Source organism: Bradyrhizobium sp. Ses1, assembly GCF_059512365.1.
Genome location: NZ_JCAMOQ010000033.1, coordinates 1 through 17,138, shown reverse-complemented (window position 1 = coordinate 17,138; position 17,138 = coordinate 1). Strand labels below are relative to the sequence as shown.

The 17,138-nt window shown below is 63.1% G+C and carries 16 protein-coding genes and 1 pseudogene; 10 read left to right on the top strand and 7 right to left on the bottom strand.

Annotation, left to right across the window (positions count from 1 at the left end; genetic code table 11):
- Positions 1-31 precede the first annotated feature (31 nt).
- From AC5ZG5_RS29755 to AC5ZG5_RS29735, 5 genes and pseudogenes are all read right to left on the bottom strand, one after another.
- Positions 32-722 (bottom strand): annotated as a pseudogene (locus AC5ZG5_RS29755) (cysteine hydrolase family protein).
- Between the two features lie 98 nt (positions 723-820).
- A complete protein-coding gene (locus AC5ZG5_RS29750) occupies positions 821-1,858 on the bottom strand; it encodes a YeiH family protein (protein WP_456644035.1) in 1,038 nt (345 codons plus the stop codon).
- Positions 1,859-2,073: 215 nt separating this feature from the next.
- Entirely contained in the window at positions 2,074-2,292 is a 219-nt protein-coding gene (locus AC5ZG5_RS29745; RefSeq protein ID WP_456643977.1) for a hypothetical protein, read from the bottom strand.
- A 206-nt stretch (positions 2,293-2,498) separates the two neighbouring features.
- Entirely contained in the window at positions 2,499-3,599 is a 1,101-nt protein-coding gene (locus tag AC5ZG5_RS29740; RefSeq protein WP_456643976.1) for a BMP family ABC transporter substrate-binding protein, read from the bottom strand.
- A gap of 70 nt (positions 3,600-3,669) precedes the next feature.
- A complete protein-coding gene (locus AC5ZG5_RS29735) occupies positions 3,670-4,422 on the bottom strand; it encodes a GntR family transcriptional regulator (RefSeq protein ID WP_456643975.1) in 753 nt (250 codons plus the stop codon).
- Positions 4,423-4,662: 240 nt separating this feature from the next.
- Here AC5ZG5_RS29735 and AC5ZG5_RS29730 point away from each other — a divergent pair, with 240 nt between their 5' ends.
- The 4 genes from AC5ZG5_RS29730 (at position 4,663) to AC5ZG5_RS29715 (ending at position 7,514) form a co-directional block, all read left to right on the top strand.
- Positions 4,663-4,827 carry a hypothetical protein gene (locus AC5ZG5_RS29730; RefSeq protein ID WP_456643974.1) on the top strand — a complete coding sequence of 55 codons (165 nt, stop codon included), beginning with the start codon at positions 4,663-4,665 and terminating at the stop codon, positions 4,825-4,827.
- Positions 4,824-5,756 (top strand): DUF1989 domain-containing protein, encoded by a 933-nt coding sequence (locus tag AC5ZG5_RS29725; protein WP_456643973.1) that lies wholly within the window; start codon positions 4,824-4,826, stop codon positions 5,754-5,756. Before AC5ZG5_RS29730 ends, AC5ZG5_RS29725 begins: the two co-directional genes overlap by 4 nt.
- Before the next feature lie 3 nt (positions 5,757-5,759).
- Positions 5,760-6,425 carry a flavin reductase family protein gene (locus tag AC5ZG5_RS29720; protein WP_456643972.1) on the top strand — a complete coding sequence of 222 codons (666 nt, stop codon included), beginning with the start codon at positions 5,760-5,762 and terminating at the stop codon, positions 6,423-6,425.
- 75 nt (positions 6,426-6,500) lie between these two features.
- Entirely contained in the window at positions 6,501-7,514 is a 1,014-nt protein-coding gene (locus AC5ZG5_RS29715) for a formamidase (protein WP_456643971.1), read from the top strand.
- 88 nt (positions 7,515-7,602) lie between these two features.
- Here AC5ZG5_RS29715 and AC5ZG5_RS29710 read toward each other — a convergent pair whose 3' ends face one another.
- Positions 7,603-8,865 carry an allantoate amidohydrolase gene (locus tag AC5ZG5_RS29710; RefSeq protein WP_456643970.1) on the bottom strand — a complete coding sequence of 421 codons (1,263 nt, stop codon included), beginning with the start codon at positions 8,863-8,865 and terminating at the stop codon, positions 7,603-7,605.
- A gap of 330 nt (positions 8,866-9,195) precedes the next feature.
- On the opposite strand from AC5ZG5_RS29710, the gene AC5ZG5_RS29705 reads away from it, so the two are divergent.
- Genes AC5ZG5_RS29705 through AC5ZG5_RS29680 form a run of 6 tightly spaced genes read left to right on the top strand, consistent with a single transcriptional unit; the run spans position 9,196 to position 15,084 of the window.
- Complete coding sequence (locus AC5ZG5_RS29705) at positions 9,196-10,305, top strand: BMP family ABC transporter substrate-binding protein (protein WP_456643969.1); 1,110 nt, start codon at positions 9,196-9,198, stop codon at positions 10,303-10,305.
- Positions 10,302-11,420 carry an ABC transporter permease gene (locus AC5ZG5_RS29700; RefSeq protein ID WP_456643968.1) on the top strand — a complete coding sequence of 373 codons (1,119 nt, stop codon included), beginning with the start codon at positions 10,302-10,304 and terminating at the stop codon, positions 11,418-11,420. The genes AC5ZG5_RS29705 and AC5ZG5_RS29700 overlap by 4 nt, the downstream gene beginning before the upstream one ends.
- A 1-nt stretch (position 11,421) precedes the next feature.
- Positions 11,422-12,348, top strand: coding sequence for an ABC transporter permease (locus AC5ZG5_RS29695; protein ID WP_456643967.1), 927 nt, complete (start codon positions 11,422-11,424; stop codon positions 12,346-12,348).
- A gap of 23 nt (positions 12,349-12,371) precedes the next feature.
- Positions 12,372-13,055, top strand: a complete 684-nt coding sequence (gene biuH / locus AC5ZG5_RS29690) for a biuret amidohydrolase (protein WP_456643966.1) — start codon at positions 12,372-12,374, stop codon at positions 13,053-13,055.
- Complete coding sequence (locus AC5ZG5_RS29685) at positions 13,052-14,584, top strand: ABC transporter ATP-binding protein (RefSeq protein ID WP_456643965.1); 1,533 nt, start codon at positions 13,052-13,054, stop codon at positions 14,582-14,584. Before biuH ends, AC5ZG5_RS29685 begins: the two co-directional genes overlap by 4 nt.
- Positions 14,584-15,084, top strand: a complete 501-nt coding sequence (locus AC5ZG5_RS29680) for a nucleoside deaminase (RefSeq protein ID WP_456643964.1) — start codon at positions 14,584-14,586, stop codon at positions 15,082-15,084. The genes AC5ZG5_RS29685 and AC5ZG5_RS29680 overlap by 1 nt, the downstream gene beginning before the upstream one ends.
- Positions 15,085-15,191: 107 nt before the next feature.
- Here AC5ZG5_RS29680 and AC5ZG5_RS29675 read toward each other — a convergent pair whose 3' ends face one another.
- Positions 15,192-16,319: a hypothetical protein gene (locus AC5ZG5_RS29675; RefSeq protein ID WP_028164381.1), complete on the bottom strand. Its 1,128-nt coding sequence runs from the start codon at positions 16,317-16,319 to the stop codon at positions 15,192-15,194.
- Positions 16,320-17,138 lie beyond the last annotated feature (819 nt).

Genomic DNA, 17,138 nt, shown 5'->3' with positions numbered 1-17,138 from the left:
GAGACGCGCTACGCGCTCCTCACCATGAGGGTCAGCCAATCTTCAAGGCCTCCAATACTGCCGCTGAGCTCGCGACCCAGCCGAAGATTTCCGCCCTGGGCCTTGATCATCTTCAGGCCCATCTCGTGAAATTCGGGAAAATAGGATGCGCAGCCGTCGGAGATAACGACGCAGCGATAGCCGCGGTCATTGGCCTCGCGCACGGTGGTGTTGACGCAGACTTCGGTGGTGACGCCGCACACCAAGAGATTATCGATGCCGTATTTCTGCAGCACATCGCCCATCTCGGTCGCGTAGAACGCGCCCTTGCCGGGCTTGTCGATCACGATCTCGCTGTCGAGCGGATAGAGCTCGGGGATGATGTCGTGGCCGGCCTCGCCGCGGATGAGGATGCGGCCCATCGGACCGGGATCGCCGATGCGCAAGGATGGCGCGCCACGCTCGACCTTGGCGGGCGGCGCGTCGGAAAGGTCGGGCAGATGTCCCTCGCGGGTATGGATCACCAGCATGCCGGCATCGCGCGCCGCCGACAGCAACGCGCCGATCGGCTTCACGGCGCGCGCAAGCTGGCTGACGTCATTGCCGAGCGTTTCGCCGAAGCCGCCGGGCTCCATGAAATCGCGCTGCATGTCGATGATGACGAGCGCCGTCTTGGTCCAGTCGAGCTCGATCGGCTCCGGCTCCGCGACGATCTTCCCCAATGGATCGCTTGAGTTCGCCATGACGTACTCACCCCGAACAAGAGAATTCTTGATCGGGGATTAAGCAAACGCCGTGCCATTGTGTACAATTCGAGATCGTGCGCTGCCGGACGCAGCCCTCATCTGAAGAGATGGACGAGCCCGATGCTGATGGCGAGCAGCACCAACAGCGACAGCGTGACCGCGGCTGTCACGCGTCCTCCGACGGTGGCGATGACGCGGATATCAACGCCGAGGCCAAGGGCCGCCATCGACAGGACGGTGAGCAGGACCGCCGCCTTTGTCACCAAGGGGACCACGGCATCCGGAACGAGTTCGAACGATCGGAGCGCAGCAAGGACCAGAAAGCCGATGATGAACCAGGGCACGAGTTTGAACGGACTGATCGATGCCGCCTTCTCGTTCGTGCGGCGGCTGGCAACAAATAGCGAAAGGCCGATCACGATCGGTCCCAGCATCAGCACGCGCACCAGTTTCACCAGCGTCCCGATCTGCGTGCTGACGATGCCGGCAGGCACGGTGGCGGCAAGCACCTGGGGAACGGCATAGACGGTAAGTCCGGCCAGGATGCCGTATTGCGTCGCCGTCAATCCCAGGAGCGGGATCAGCAAGGGCAATCCCAGCACCATCAGCACGCCGAGAATGGCGGTGAATGAGATCGACGAGGCGATGTCGTCGCTGTGGGCGTCGATCACGGGGGCAACGGCCGCGATTGCCGAATTCCCGCAGATCGAATTGCCACAGGCGATCAGGATCGACAGCTTGGTCGGCAGGCCCAGCACGCGGCTGACCCCGAAACTGAGCGCCAGCATGATCGCGACTGTCCCTGCGATCGCGCCGATCAGGGCAAGGCCGGACGCCGCAATCGCGGCGAAGCTGATCGAGGCCCCCAGCAGCACGACGGCGACTTCGAGCAGTTGCTTGGCGCTGAAGGCGATCCCCGAGCGCCATCGCTCGGACGGATTCCAGGCGGTGCGGATCGCCATTCCCAGGAGGATCGCGATCACCAGGGCTTCCACATAGGGATGGTCGAAGGCCCGTTCCTCCAGATGCTGGACGCCGACCGCGACGATCGTGATCGCGCCGCACAGCACGATGCCGGGAAGAAGGCTAAATGTGCGGGCGACGGCGCTGGGACGCCCTGCTGTTTCCTTGATACCATTGGTATTGTCAGCCACGGTGGCACTCCCTATCGGGGAATAATTTATGCGCCTACCGTGATGTTTTGGCTAATATATTCTCCGATGTCCCCAGTCACGAGAAGTTATATTCCGTGACAAGGATAACCCGGACTGACGCGTCCGGTCTATGGTGCCCATGGCGGGCGGCGCGGGGCTTTCGGCTATACGAAGGAGAGTGACCGGATCTGAGGTCAGAGGGCTGCGAACAGGCCCTGCGCCCAGGCAACGGCGCGGTCGAAATTGAAGACGCCAGCCTCAAAATAGGCGGCGCGGGCGATCACGATGCCAGCAACGAGCAGCCAGAACGCGCTGGTGCCGGCACGCAGCAGCCAGGACGACGCACGTCCAGGGGCGCGAACGCTCTCAGCCGTCATCGGCTCGCCAAACGCATCAAATCCGGGATTGCTCATGGCCGCTTCCATTGAAACCGACATCAAATGTCGTCAATTGCAGCCAGGAAGCAATGGTAGCGAAATGTCTTTTGCGGCAGCGACTTGGAAGCGCGTTCCCCGACGCCCCCACGGGGAAGAATTTTTGTCCCCACCCCTTCAAATCGCCCGGAAATGACCGCCAACGCCATCGAGCCAGCGCCGGCTCCTAGTCAGCGCCAGAGACGTCAAACCGTACCGACAACACCCTCGACCAGATAGTCGGTCGTCTCCAATGCGGGATCATAGAGCCCGGTGTCCTTGGAGGTGATGACCTTGCCGGTATTGCTCTTCACGCCGGCGACGAAGATCGGCTTGCCGGCCTTCAGCTCGGCGATCGCGGCGGTGGCGGCATTGCGGCCGGCTTCGCTGCAGCCGGCGCCGAACGGCGAGCTCACCACCATGTCCTTGTCGTAGCCGCCGATCACCATGTTCGGCAACTTCTCGCCCTTGGCGATCATGCCGGCAAAGCTCTTGTAGACCGTCTCCCACTTCAACTCAGCGCCGGTGATAAAGCCCTTGGGCGCGAGATCCGCCTGGTTGGCGTTATGGCCGCAGCTCTTCACGCCGCGCTTCTCGGCGGTCTCGATCACCACCTTGGGGCTGTCGATGTGGCAGGCGATGATGTCGCAGCCGGCATCGACCAGCGCGTTGGCCGCTTCCGCCTCGCGCACCGGCAACGCCCAGTCGCCGGTGATGATGAGCTGCACCGTGACATCAGGATTGACTTTGCGCGCGCCGAGCATGAACGAGTTGACGTTGCGGAGCACCAGCGGGATCGGCTTTGCCGCGATATAGCCGATCTTGTTCGCCTTGGTGGACAGGCCCGCGGCGATGCCATTCACATAATGGCCCTGGTCGAGATAGCAGAAATAGCCACCGGCATTGGCGGGATGCTTGTCGGCCTGCCAGAGCGACGTCGGATGGCGGAATTCGACCTTCGGATATTTCTTCGCCGCATCGATCATGAACGGGTTGAAGTAGCCGAACGACGTCGGAAACAGCAGCGTCGCACCGTCGATGTTGATCATCGACTCCATGGTTTTCGCAACCGCCACGGTCTCCGGCACGTTCTCTTCTTCGACGACCTTCACGCCCGGCACATCCTTGAGCGCTTTGGCGGCGACCGCGTGGGCCTGGTTCCAGCCATAGTCCTGGCGAGAGCCGACATAGATGATGCCGACCGTGAGATCGGCGGCGTGCGCCGGCCGGCCGAGCGCGGAAAGAACGAAAGGACTTGCGGCTGCGCCAGCGAGAAAGGTTCGGCGGGAAAGCGGAGGCGTGGTCATTGATACTCTCCTTGATCGCCGAACCATTGGCGCGGCTTGGGTGACGCTGGTGATGAAATCCTGTCCCCGGTCATTTCGCGGCCCGTGTCTTTCGCCGCGGCAGCCGCGCGATCTTTGATCCGTTGCCGGTCTCCGCCGCTTCCGTGTAGCGGGACAGCACCGCGCCGAGATCGGATTGCGCATCGCGATCCTGATCGAGTAGCGCCCGGTGCTCGACCGCGCCGAGGTGATGATCCATCAGCTCGATCGCCGCTTCGGCATTGCGGCTGCGCAGCGCGGCCACGATCTCGCGGTGTTCGTTGACGGCGCAGTCGGCGGAATGCGGCCGGCCGTAAAGCGCCAGGATCAACGAGCAGCGCGATACCACTTCGCCGAGATAGCGGCGGAACAGACTGTTGCCCGCGAGCTCGCCAAGCTTGACATGGAATTCGCCGGCGAGGCGGATGGAGACTCTCGCTTCGCCAGCCTTGCGCGCAGCTTCTTCCTTGCGGACATGCCCTTCGAGCTCGGCGCCGAATTCCGGCCGCCAGCGCGCGATCACCAGCCGCACCACTTCGCGTTCGAGCGTGCGGCGGACCTCGAAGACTTCCCTCGCCTCCTCCAGCGTCGGCTTGGCCGTGGTGGCGGTGCGCCGCGGCGGCGCATCGACCAGACCTTCCGATTGAAGCTGCGCCAAGGCTGCGCGCACCAGCGTGCGGCTCATGTGAAACTGAGCACCGAGCTCGTCCTCCGGCAGCTTCGTGCCCGGCGGCAACGCCTGCTCGATGATCGCCTGGCGCAGCGCCTGGCAGGCAACATCAACGCGGGTCGATTTCTTGCTCATCCGAAATCCGCATGCGCCGTCGGACGAGAACGCGTCCGCGATTGCGCATACGATAGTTCGGCATTTCGTACACAGGATGCGGCAATATTGGTCGATGCGCTCGAATAAACGGCAGCACGACGCTCAAAGTTTGCGCTTCGAATGCGCGGCAAAACGCAGGATAACTGCAGCTCGATATCCGATTGGGTGTAATTCTGTATACAGGATTTTACTATCTCGGATCGCTGCGGAGGGAATGCCATGAAGGAAACAGTCGTTAAGTTACGATTGAACCAGCAACAGCTTGAACTGATGGACCGCACCATCGCGCAGGGTGTGGCGCGTGATCGCGCGGCGCTGGTCCGTCTCGCGCTGCGCGAATACGCCGCCAACCGGAAGGCCGAGACCGCGAGAAGCTCGCGATGACCACGCGCAAGATCATATCGGAATGGCTACTCGAGCCGGGCACCGGCAACGCGATCGAATTGTTGAAGGGGCAGATCCTGCGCATCGAGCAGGTCGAAGGCGGCCAGTGCGCCGACTTCAACTGCTTCAACCTGCATGACTACAAGGAGTTCATGCATTGCGGCCGCACCCGCACCGTGCACGGCTTTCATCCGACCAAAGGCACCTTCATGTGGTCGGCGCCGCCACGCGAGCGCGCGATGCTCTATATTCTGGAGGACACCGTCGGCCGCAATGACGTGCTGTTCCCGCGCTGCAGCGCCTATGTCTATGAAGCGGCCTACGGCTTTGCCGTTCACACCAATTGCCACGACATCCAGGCGGAAGCGCAGCGCGAATATGGGCTGACGCCCGACGACGTGCACGATTCCTTCAACCTGTTCATGTGCACCGGCGTCGACGCCGACGGCCATGCCTACATGACCCGTCAGACCACCAAGCCCGGCGACTATGTCGACCTGCTGGCACTGATGGATGTGCTGGCGGTCCCCAATGTCTGCGGCGCCGACGTGATGAAGACCAGCAACTTTGCGCTGAAGCCGCTGAAGCTCACGGTGTTCGAGGCGACCGAAGCCGATCTCGCCAACGTGCCGAAGACGCCCGTGCTCGCGAGCCAGCGAACGCCCAAGGATTTCAGGAACCCGATCATCAAGAGCGACCGCGCCTTGCGGCGGGATCCCGACTACAAGCCGGAGTTTCCGAACACGCCGATCGTGCTCACCGAACTTCCGATCACACTGACCGCGGAGGAAATCGCGATGTTCGACGCGGTCAAACTCACCGACATCTACGGTGATGACGACGCGGCGGCGTTGCGCGACATCCTGTTCTCCTGGTGGGAAGAGCGCTTCCTGCAGGCGCATGCCGGGGCGCCGGCGATCGAGGCCTGAGCGATGGACCCGATCCCGGCTCCGGACGAAGTCACCTTCGACTTCCGCAAATTGTCGGCGCGCGAGCGCTACAAACTGATGATCGGCACTGTCGTGCCGCGGCCGATCGCGCTGGTAACGACAGTCGATCCAATGGGGCGCATCAATGCCGCGCCGTTCAGTTTCTTCAACTGCCTCTCCGCGGACCCGCCGATCCTCGCGCTCGGGGTGGAAAACCATCCCGATATGTCGTTCAAGGACACCGCACTGAACATCCGCCTGACCGAAGTCTTCACCGTTAACATCGTCGCGCACGCGATTGCGGAAGCGATGCATGTCTGCGCAGTGCCGTTTGCGGCCGGCCACGACGAGCTCAGGGCCGCGGGGTTGACGGCGATGCCGGGCACTGCTGTGGCCTCGCCCTGGATCAAGGAGGCGCCCGCTGCCTTCGAATGCCGCCGCCATGTCACGCTGGAACTGGGAAAATCCCGCCAGATCATTCTCGGCGAGATTGTCTTTGCACATTATCAGCGCGAGGTGATCGATGCCGAGCGCCTGTACATCGATCCGGCCAGACTCGACGCGATCGCACGTCTTGGCGGCAACACCTGCGCCACCATCCGCGACCGCTTCGAGATGCTGACGCCGACGATGGAGGAATTCGAGGCAATGGCGGCGCCTGAAAAATAGTCTTTCGATGCAAACAGAAATCGGATTTTCTTCGCTTAATCCCAGAAACGACCAGCACTGAACAGGGAGTTCGACATGAACGGACTTGGCGGCCTCAATAAATCACCCAACGGCGTCGTGATCGGGCTTGTTCAACTGCAATTGCCGGTCGTGGCGACCAAAGTCGATCTGGCGAAGCAGACCGAGAAGATCGTCTGGATGGTCGGCAAGGCGCGGCGCAATCTGTCCACGATGGACCTCGTCGTGTTTCCGGAATACTCGCTGCACGGCCTGTCGATGGACACCAATCCCGAGATCATGAGCCGGCTCGATGGGCCAGAGGTCGCCGCTTTCAAGCGGGCCTGCATCGACAACAAAATCTGGGGCTGCTTCTCCATCATGGAATACAACCCCGACGGCAACCCTTACAATTCAGGCCTGATCATCGACGACCACGGCGATATCAAGCTCTACTATCGCAAATTTCATCCCTGGATTCCGGTCGAGCCGTGGGAGCCCGGCGACATCGGCATTCCCGTGATCGAGGGACCGAAGGGCGCCAAGATCGCTCTCATCATCTGCCATGACGGCATGTTCCCCGAGATGGCGCGCGAATGCGCCTACAAGGGCGCGGAGATCATGATCCGTACCGCCGGCTACACCGCCCCGATCCGCGAGAGCTGGCGTTTTACGAATCAGGCCAACGCCTTCCAGAACCTGATGGTGACGGCCAATGTCTGCATGTGCGGCTCCGATGGCTCGTTCGATTCCATGGGCGAAGGCATGATCGTCAATTTTGACGGCACCATCATCGCCCACGGCACCACCGGCCGCGCGGACGAGATCATCACCGCCGAGGTGCGCCCTGACCTGGTACGCGAGGCGCGGATCAACTGGGGCGTCGAGAACAATATCTATCAGCTCTGGCACCGCGGCTATGTCGCGGTGAAGGGCGGCGCGATGGATTGTCCCTACACGTTCATGCAGGACATGGTCGCGGGTAACTTCCGCCTGCCGTGGGAAGACCAGGTGAAGATCACCGACGGCACCTCCTGCGGCTTCCCCGCGCCGACGCGGATGTTCGGCAAAACAGCGAAAGCGGCGGAGTGATTTGTAGGGTGGGCAAAGCGAAGCGTGCCCACCATTCACGAGCGGTGCAAGAGATGGTGGGCACGCTTCGCTTTGCCCACCCTACGGGCTAGAGCCGAAAATTCTCGATCAACCGCAGCAGCACGCGTGCACCGGCGTCAGCATCGGCAAGCTCGACATGTTCGTCCGGATGATGGCTGATGCCGCCGCGGCAGCGGACGAAGAGCATCGCGACATCGGCGACATCGATCATCGCCATGCCGTCATGCCCCGCCCCGCTCGGCAACTCGAACACGGCATATCCCTCGCCGGCGACCGCCTCCGCCACCTGCGCTTTCAGCCACGGCGCGCAGGGCACGGTACGGTTCTCGTGGGTGACATCGAGCTGCAGCGCGAGTCCGCGGCGTTTCGCGATGGCCTCGATTTGACGAACGATATCGGCGACCGCGCGCTTGCGATGCATGTCGGTGGGGGCCCGGATATCGATCGTGAAGGAGACCTTTCCCGGAATGACATTGGTCGCGCCCGGCAACGCATCGATATAGCCGACGGTGCCGACGAGGCCGCCGTCATCGGTCCTGCAGAATTCCTCGATCGCCGTGACGCATTCGGCGGCGCCCGCCAGCGCATCGCGCCGGAGCGCCATTGGCACCGTACCGGCATGGCCGGCCATGCCCGTGATCTTTGCCGCAAGCCGCGTCGCGCCGGCGATCGCGGTCACCACGCCGACCGGCAGCTCCTTCTCCTCCAGCACCGGCCCCTGCTCAATATGCAGTTCGACATAGCCGAGCAGTTCGCGACGGGCGCGCGCGGCAGCGCCGATATGATCGGGATCGAGGCCGAAGGCGATCATCGCCTCGCGCATGGAAATGCCGGCATGGTCGCGCACGTTCAGTAGGCTTTCGTCGAAGGTGCCGGCGACCGCGCGGCTGCCGAGCAGCGTCGAGGCAAAGCGCACGCCTTCCTCGTCGGCAAAGCCGGTCACCTCGATCGCGAACGGCAATCGGCGGCCGCGCCGGTTGATATCGGCGACACAGGCGATCGCGGTGATGAGCCCGAGCGGCCCGTCCCATTTACCGGCGTCGCGCACGGTGTCGTAATGCGAGCCCAGCATCAGACACGGCACGCCGGGCGTATCCCCCTCATAGCGGCCGCAGACATTACCGATCGCGTCGAGATGCGCGCTCATCCCGGCCTCACGCATCCAGGACAGAAGGAGATCGGCCGCCTTGCGGTGCTGGGGCGTCAGATAGATGCGCGCCAGATGCGATGGCGCTTCCGATATCGCCGCAAGCTGGTCGATGCGGGCAACGATCTCCTCGCCAAGCAAGGTTGGTCTGGTCCCGGCTCCCGCCGCGTCTGTCTTGCTCATGCTTTTCCAGTGAAAGGCCGCTTCGATCCCCGCGTCGTCGGGATCGATACAAGTTCAATGCCAGCGCCTTGGCGCATGATCAACGCCCCAAATGGTGCTCACCGGCCTTGCATACAATTATCTGGCAACGCTCAATAATTAGGCTGACGCACCGTCGCTCAAAGTTTGAGCGGAATATGGCATCGAATAATACCAAAGTTATTTCAATAGATTGGTAGTTCATGCCCGCCAGATAGGCTCTGGCACGAAGCTTGCGACATCCCGTCTGAGCTCCGCCGTTGGCGCGGACGCGAAACGACCGGCGGCCGGACCGCCCCAGGGGAGCAGGCAATGGATTTCAGCAGGATTTCACGACGGCATTTATTGCAAGGCGGCGCCGCGCTGGCGCTGGGCGGCACGATCGGTGCCCGCGTGGCGCACGCGGCCGAGACCACCATCGGCTTCATCTATGTCGGGTCGCGCGACGACTACGGCTACAACCAGGCGCACGCACAAGGCGCAGCGGCGCTCAAGAAACTGCCCGGCATCAAGGTGGTCGAGGAAGAGAAGGTGCCCGAGACCGATGCGGTCGAGAAGACCATGGAGTCCATGATCAATCTCGACGGCTCCACGCTGCTGTTCCCGACCTCGTTCGGATACTTCAGTCCGCACATGGTCAAAATAGCCAACAAGTATCCGAAGGTCCGCTTCGAGCATTGCGGCGGCTTGTGGACCGAGAAGGACCCGAAGAACGCCGGCAGCTATTTCGGCTATATCGACGAGGCGCAGTTCATTTCCGGCATCGTCGCGGGCTATTCGACCAAGAGCGGCAAGCTCGGCTTCGTCGCGGCCAAGCCGATCCCCCAGGTGCTGCGCAACATCAACGCGTTCACGCTCGGCGCCAAGCTCGCCAACCCGAAGGCAACGACGCAGGTGATCTTCACCGGCGACTGGTCGATGCCGGTCAAGGAAGCCGAGGCCACCAACAGCCTGATCGACCAGGGTGTCGATGTGCTGACCTGCCACGTGGACGGTCCCAAGACCATGGTCGAGAACGCTGCGCGCCGCGGCGCATTCGTCTGCGGCTATCACGTCAACCAGTCCCCGCTGGCGCCAAAGGCCTATCTCACCGGCGCCGAATGGAACTGGGAAGCGCTCTATCCGAAATTCCTGAAGATGATCACGTCGGGCGAATCGATCCCGAACTTCTATCGCGGCGGCCTGAAGGAAGAGATCGTCAAATGCTCGCCCTATGGCGAAGCGGTCTCGGCCGAAGCGCGCAAGCATGCCGACGAGATGAAGGCAAAGCTCATCGCCGGCGAATACACCATCTTCAAGGGACCGATCCTCGACAACAAAGGTAAGACGGTGATCGCATCTGGCGTCGACCGCGGCCAGAAGGATCCCGAGCTCGAGAAGATGGATTATCTGATCGAAGGCGTGATCGGAGCGACTTCGTGACGACGGACACGGCTGACTCGGCCGAGGCAGTCGAGGCGGTCGGGGTCGCTCCGGCCGCCGATCCCGGTTTCCTGCAGCGCTACGGCGCCGCCATCGAGTACATCCTGATCCCGGGCGCCGCCCTGATGGGCGCGCTCGCGACCTTCGGCGCGTTCGTTGCGCTCTACGGCAAAAACCCGCTCGATCTCTATTTCTACATGTACCAGGGCGCGTTCGGCACCTGGTTTTCCTGGCAGAATACGCTGACCCGCGCCGCGCCCTTGATCCTGACGGCGCTGTGCACGGCGCTGCCCGCGCAGCTTGGCATGGTGATCATCGGCGGCGAAGGGGCGCTCCTGATCGGCGCACTCACGGCGACCAGCGCTGCGCTCGCGATGCAATGGGCGCCGCCGCTGGTGGTGCAGATTGCGATGGTCATCGCAGGCGTGATCGGCGGCGGGTTGTGGATCACACTGTCGGGCGCGTTGCGGCAATATCGCGGCGTCAACGAGACGATCTCGAGCCTCTTGCTGGTTTATATCGCGCTCGCGATCCTCAACCATCTCGTCGAAGGCGTGATGCGCGATCCCGCCAGTCTCAACAAACCGTCGACGCGGGAGATCGGCGCCGCCAACATGATCGGTACCATCCCCGGCACCGACGTGCATTGGGGCCTGGTGTTCGGCCTGGTCTGCGCGATCGCTGCCTACATCCTGATCTATCACACCACCTTCGGCTTCGCCGCCCGCGTCGCCGGCGGCAATATCCGCGCGGCGAAGATCGTCGGACTCGGCGTCGGCAAATTGATCATGACGATCTGCTTTCTCGCCGGCGCCTGCGCGGGCCTTGCCGGCATGATCGAGGTCGCGGCCGTCCAGGGCCGCACCAACGCCAATCTCGCCGCGGGTTACGGCTTCACCGGGATCCTGGTCGCCTTCCTCGCGCGGCAGAATCCGCTCGCAGTCATTCCGGTCGCGATCCTGCTCGGCGGCATCAGCGCCAGTGGCGGTCTGTTGCAGCGGCGGCTCGGATTGCCCGACGCTTCCGTGCTGGTGCTGCAGGGCATCATCTTCGTGTTCGTGCTGGCGAGCGACGCGCTGTACGGACGCATCGGCTTCCTGAAAGGAAAGTCCTGACATGGCTGACAGTTCGATCGGACTGTGGACCGTCCCGCTCGCCGTGCTTGGCGGCGCCATCCGCGTCTCGACGCCGTTCCTGTTCGTCAGCCTAGGGGAATGCATCACCGAACGCAGCGGCCGCATCAATCTCGGGCTCGAGGGCACACTGGTGATGGGCGCGATGAGCGCCTATGGCATCTCCTATCTCACCGGCTCGCCCTGGTTTGGCGTCCTCGCCGCCGGCGTCACCGGCGCGCTGCTCGGCGCACTCCATGCCGGCATCTGCTCATTGCCGCGCGTGAACGACGTCGCGGTCGGCATCGCGCTGATGCTGTTCGGCATCGGGCTCGCCTTCTTCCTCGGCAAGCCGCTAATCGAGCCGACCGCGCCGCGCCTGCCCGCGATCGATTTCGGCTGGTGGAGCGACATTCCGCAGGTTCGCGCCGCGCTCCGCATCAACGTGCTGTTCCTGATCGGGGTTGCGATCGCCCCCATCCTCTATTGGGCGTTCAAGACCACGCGCTGGGGCCTCCTGATCCGTACCGCTGGTGAAAGCTCGGATGCGGCGCGGGCGATGGGCCATTCCGTGCTGCTGATCCGGCTGCGCGCTACCATGGTTGGCGGCTTCCTCGCCGGGATCGGCGGCTCGTTCCTGTCGCTGTTCTACCCCGGAAGCTGGAACGAAGGCCTTTCCTCGGGCCAGGGCATCACCGCAGTCGCGCTCGTGATCTTCGCGCGCTGGGATCCCCTGCTCTGCCTGTGGGCCTCCCTCGCCTTCGGCGGCGCCGCGGCGCTGGGACCAGCGCTGCAATCGGTCGGCGTCACCTCGGGCTATCACCTGTTCAATGCCGCGCCGTACATCCTGACACTCGCGATCATGATCATCACCTGCTCGCCGAAACGAACGCTGACCGGCGCGCCGGCGGAACTTTCCATCACCCGATAACACGCGCACCAACGAGGTCGTCCATGCCCGAGCGCACTATCAAGTCCGAGCCTTACGCCTGGCCTTACAATGGCGATCTGCGCCCGGAAAACACCGCGCTCATCGTCATCGACATGCAGATCGATTTCTGTGGCGTCGGCGGCTATGTCGACAAGATGGGCTACGACCTGTCGCTGACGCGGGCACCGATCGAACCGATCAAGCGCCTGCTCGCGGTGATGCGGAGCCAGGGCTATCACATTATCCACACCCGCGAGGGCCACCGCCCCGATCTCGCTGACCTTCCCGCCAACAAGCGCTGGCGCTCGCGCCAGATCGGCGCCGGCATCGGCGATCCCGGTCCCTGCGGCCGCATCCTGGTGCGCGGCGAACCCGGCTGGGAGATCATCCCCGATCTCAGCCCCCTGCCCAGTGAGCCGATCATCGACAAGCCCGGCAAGGGCTCGTTCTGCGCGACCGACCTGGAGCTGATGCTGCGCCTGCGCGGCATCGCGAACATCGTGCTGACCGGCATCACCACCGACGTCTGCGTCCACACCACGATGCGCGAGGCCAACGATCGCGGCTTCGAATGCGTGCTGATCGAGGATTGCTGCGGCGCGACCGACAAGGGCAATCACGACCATGCACTGAAGATGATCAAGATGCAGGGCGGCGTGTTCGGCGCGGTGGCGAAATCCGCCGACCTGATCGGAGCGATCTCGTGATCATCGGCGAGGCACCCCCGCCAAGTGGCGCTTTCGGCGTCGACGCCATCGCCATGACGATGCGCTTCGGCGATTTCCTGGCGCTCGACAATGTCGAATTGAAGTTGCGTCCCGGCTCCTTCCATGCGCTGCTCGGCGAGAACGGCGCCGGCAAGAGCACGCTGGTGAAATGCATCATGGGCTATTACCACGCGACCCAAGGCGACATCCTGATCGGCGGGCGTGAGCAGAAGATCGGCAACCCGAAGGACGCGCACGCGTTCGGGCTCGGCATGGTCTACCAGCATTTCACGCTAGTGCCGGCGATGACGGTCGCGGAGAACCTGGTGCTGGCGCGCGACGACGTCCCGGCCGTGGTGGACTGGAGCAGAGAGAAGAAGGAGCTCGAAGCGTTCCTGGCACGGATGCCATTCAAGGTGCCGCTCAACGCCAAGGTCTCCGACATCTCGGCCGGCGAGCGGCAGAAGTGCGAGATCCTCAAGCAGCTTTACCTGAAGCGGCGCTTCCTGATCCTGGACGAACCGACCTCGGTGCTGACGCCGGGCGAGGCCGACGAGGTCTTGGGCATGTTGCGCGCGATGGTCGTGGCCGGGGAATTGACCATCCTGATGATCACGCACAAGTTCCGCGAGGTGATGGCCTTTGCCGACGAGGTGACCATCCTGCGCCGCGGGAAGCTCGCCGGCCAGGGCCGCGTCGCCGAACTCACGCCGGATGAGATGGCGCGCACGATGATCGGCGCCGAGCAATTGACCGTGCAGCCAGCCCGCGTCGGCGAAGTCGGCGAGGCGCGGCTCGAGCTCGACAGGCTCACCGCGCTCGACGATGCCGGCGCGGTCGCCGTCCGCAACATCTCGCTCACGGTCCGTGGCGGCGAGATCGTGGGCATCGCCGGCGTCTCCGGCAACGGCCAGCGGCAGCTCGTCGAAGTTCTCGCCGGCCAGCGCGATGCCGAGAGCGGTGACATCCGCATCCGCGGCGAGCGCTATTCGGCGACGCGCGAGGAGATGCGCCGGCACAAGATGTCGCTCTTGCCGGAAGAGCCGCTCAAGAACGCCTGTGTCGGCGGCATGAGCGTGGCCGACAACATCGCCCTTCGCGAATTCGACCGCGCGCCGTTTGCCAAGGGCGGCTGGTGGCTGAGCGGCGCGGCGTTTCGCAGGAACGCCGAACGCAAGATCGGCCTCTACAAGATCAAGACCCGCACGCCGGACACGCCGATCGCCGCGCTCTCGGGCGGCAACGTGCAGCGCGCGGTGCTGGCGCGCGAGCTTGGCGGCGAGGTCGAGGTGCTGATCGCGGCCAATCCCTGCTTCGGGCTCGATTTCGCCGCGGTGGCGCAGATCCATGCCGAGATCATGGCCGCCCGCAACCGCGGCGCTGCCGTGCTTCTCGTCAGCGAAGACCTTGACGAGCTGCTCGAACTCTCCGACCGTCTGGTCGTGATGTTCCACGGTGAGTTCGTCCACGAGGCCCGCGCCAGCGAAGCCGATCTCACCGAGATCGGGCGGCACATGGCAGGACATTGATGACCGATATTTCTGCGCTCACTCAGGAAGAAGCTGACCTGCATTTCCTCCGGCGGTCCTTCGAGGTCGCCCGCCGCTCCGTCAGCCACGGCAACCATCCGTTCGGCTCGGTGCTGGTCGACCGCAATCGCACCGTGCTGATGGAGATGGAGAACGGCTATATGCCGTCCCGTGACGGCACCGCGCATGCAGAGCGCTTGCTCGCGACCAGGGCCTGCACGAGCTTGCCGCCTGAGGTCCTCAAGCACGCCACGCTCTATTCGTCCGCGGAGCCCTGCGCGATGTGCTCCGGCGCAATCTACTGGGCCGGCATCGGCCGCCTGGTCTATGGCTTAAGCGAACATCGCCTGCGCGAGATCACCGGCAATCATCCTGAGAACCCGACGCTCGACCTGCCCTGCCGCGAGGTGTTCCGGACCGGGCAGCGGCCGACCGACGTCGTGGGGCCGCTGATCGAGGATGAGGCTGCCGAGCTCCACGCCGGCCTCTGGCAGAAATAGCGCGAAGAACTGCCGCCTCATTTCGCTGCGTCCTGTCCACGCTCTTAAGAAAAATGGCGCCGCGGGTTCATCGCGGCGCCCAGTTCACCTGGAGAACGGGTAGGTGGTTAGAACTTCACGGTGATACCGCCATAGACAGTCGATTCGGTGCAGCTATTGGTGCTGACCGTCACGCCGGCCGCGTTCGTGAGGGTGCAGACGCCGGGAGCAGCGTTGTGGTCGAGGCCGAACTTGTTCTGCCAGTAGCGGTAGGCAACCCAGAGGTCGACGAAGTGAGTGTACTTCGGTCCCCAGACCGCCTTGCTGGCGTCGAAGGTCAGACGGATCGGCTCGCTGTTGAACTCGACGGCGGTACCGGTGCTGAACGGACCGGTGCCGAAGCCAACCAGCGGATTGTTCTGGTCACCCTTCTTGCCGTACCAGGCAGCGCGGCCGCTGATCGACCAGAACTGCATGTTCTCCGGCAGGAAACCGAGGTCCATATAGTAGTTGGTTTCGACCGCCCAGGTCGGATTGAAGCTGGTGTTGCCGTCCGGAAGGCAGGTGGCGCCGGGGGCTGGATACGGAATGCCGGGACCGAACAGTCCGCACTGGTTGAAGGCGTTGTGGTTGGAGAACTCCCAGGACGCCAACGGCGACACGTTGAAATAGCCCTTGTAGGGCAGAGCGAATTCGAACTGCAGACCGGCGACGACCTGTCGCTTGGCCGGGGCGAGGAAGTTGTTCTCGCTGTTGGCGTCCATACCGACCTCGAAGGAGACGTTGGTGAGCGGTCCGACGTTGAAGGCCTTGGTGTTGAAGATCTGGTTGAAGCCGAAGGTCGAGCGGAACAGACCGTAGATTTCGGTGGCGCCGGCGCAATTGCCGGGCGCGCCAGTGATCAGCACGCCGGCATTGGAGCACGGCGAGGCCGGATCGTTCTGGCCCGACTTGAACATCGAGATCGTGAAGAAGTTGGTGCCGTAGGTCCAGATGTCGAAATGGGTGAACGAATAGACCTGCTTGGCGGTCGTGCCATTGATTGAGCCGTCCGGCCGAATCGAGAATACACCGGGATCGGTGCCCTTGGGCATCCAGGAGAAGGTTACGCGGTTATCGACCAGCAGAAAGAACGGCAATTCAGGCGCGGGCTTCGGCGCTTTGACTGCCAAGTCGGCCGCACTGGCGAAGCCGGCGGGCGCAAGGGTGGCCAGTGACAGTGCCGCGGCTACCAGAGTTCGGCGAAGACTGAACATATTTGTATGTACCCCCAAAGTTGACGTGCGAAAGTTCGAGGCCCTTCGCAACGACCCTTGCGCCGTTCCCCCGAAGTGAGAAGCCTCAAGTTTTTCCACTGCGTGCTGCAAGTTTCGGCACGTAACGACTGCAACGTCAGTGTTTTAAGGAGTGGCCAGCGGCGAGGCGAAAACCCACAAGCAACCTCCGCGCGTGGCGCGCATTTTCCGCTTTTGCCTATTTCTATTGGTTTTCTGCGACCTTTGAGCGCAGCGCCTTGCGACGCTGCACGATCACCACGCGTCATCGTACGCAGTCGAAACTTCGCTGCTCAACTTTTTGTCAGCACTGCTTGGACGGACTCGAATTGTCTCGACCGTCGTAAATATGCAACAGGCGATGGAATGCAGTCGTTGCGAAGCCGAAGTGGCTCGCATCGTTCTCAGCGTCGTCCCCGCGAAACGCCGGGCCCATAACCACAGGGAGGTGTTGTGGCAAGAGCAAGTAGTTGTAGCGGAGCACACAACAAGGCCTGTGGTTATGTGTCCCGGGACGACGGGGATAGATCTGATTCAAATTTCAAACAGCGGCCGCGTAGGATGGGTAGCGCGAACCGAAACCCGTCGCGATGGAGCAAGCGGCACCAATGATGGGTTTCGCTTCGCTCTACCCATCCTACGTCGGATTCTAACGGCGGATGTGAGTCCGCATTCTCGCGGCGCGTTACGCCCGAGCTTTGCGTCTTGTTCCACCCTCCTCGAGATCAGAGGGCGCAGGGAAAGCCGGGTGCTGGTTGCACCCGTGGGTCCCGTGCAACAAAAAGCACGGGGGTAGGACCA

What these genes read in the sequence shown, in the direction of transcription:
- AC5ZG5_RS29745 (WP_456643977.1), bottom strand. Translation starts at nt 2,292, where the DNA reads ATGAGCAATCCCGGATTTGATGCGTTTGGCGAGCCGATGACGGCTGAG.
- AC5ZG5_RS29740 (WP_456643976.1), bottom strand. Translation starts at nt 3,599, where the DNA reads ATGACCACGCCTCCGCTTTCCCGCCGAACCTTTCTCGCTGGCGCAGCC.
- AC5ZG5_RS29735 (WP_456643975.1), bottom strand. Translation starts at nt 4,422, where the DNA reads ATGAGCAAGAAATCGACCCGCGTTGATGTTGCCTGCCAGGCGCTGCGC.
- AC5ZG5_RS29730 (WP_456643974.1), top strand. Translation starts at nt 4,663, where the DNA reads ATGAAGGAAACAGTCGTTAAGTTACGATTGAACCAGCAACAGCTTGAA.
- AC5ZG5_RS29725 (WP_456643973.1), top strand. Translation starts at nt 4,824, where the DNA reads ATGACCACGCGCAAGATCATATCGGAATGGCTACTCGAGCCGGGCACC.
- AC5ZG5_RS29720 (WP_456643972.1), top strand. Translation starts at nt 5,760, where the DNA reads ATGGACCCGATCCCGGCTCCGGACGAAGTCACCTTCGACTTCCGCAAA.
- AC5ZG5_RS29715 (WP_456643971.1), top strand. Translation starts at nt 6,501, where the DNA reads ATGAACGGACTTGGCGGCCTCAATAAATCACCCAACGGCGTCGTGATC.
- AC5ZG5_RS29710 (WP_456643970.1), bottom strand. Translation starts at nt 8,865, where the DNA reads ATGAGCAAGACAGACGCGGCGGGAGCCGGGACCAGACCAACCTTGCTT.
- AC5ZG5_RS29705 (WP_456643969.1), top strand. Translation starts at nt 9,196, where the DNA reads ATGGATTTCAGCAGGATTTCACGACGGCATTTATTGCAAGGCGGCGCC.
- AC5ZG5_RS29695 (WP_456643967.1), top strand. Translation starts at nt 11,422, where the DNA reads ATGGCTGACAGTTCGATCGGACTGTGGACCGTCCCGCTCGCCGTGCTT.
- biuH (WP_456643966.1), top strand. Translation starts at nt 12,372, where the DNA reads ATGCCCGAGCGCACTATCAAGTCCGAGCCTTACGCCTGGCCTTACAAT.
- AC5ZG5_RS29680 (WP_456643964.1), top strand. Translation starts at nt 14,584, where the DNA reads ATGACCGATATTTCTGCGCTCACTCAGGAAGAAGCTGACCTGCATTTC.
- AC5ZG5_RS29675 (WP_028164381.1), bottom strand. Translation starts at nt 16,319, where the DNA reads ATGTTCAGTCTTCGCCGAACTCTGGTAGCCGCGGCACTGTCACTGGCC.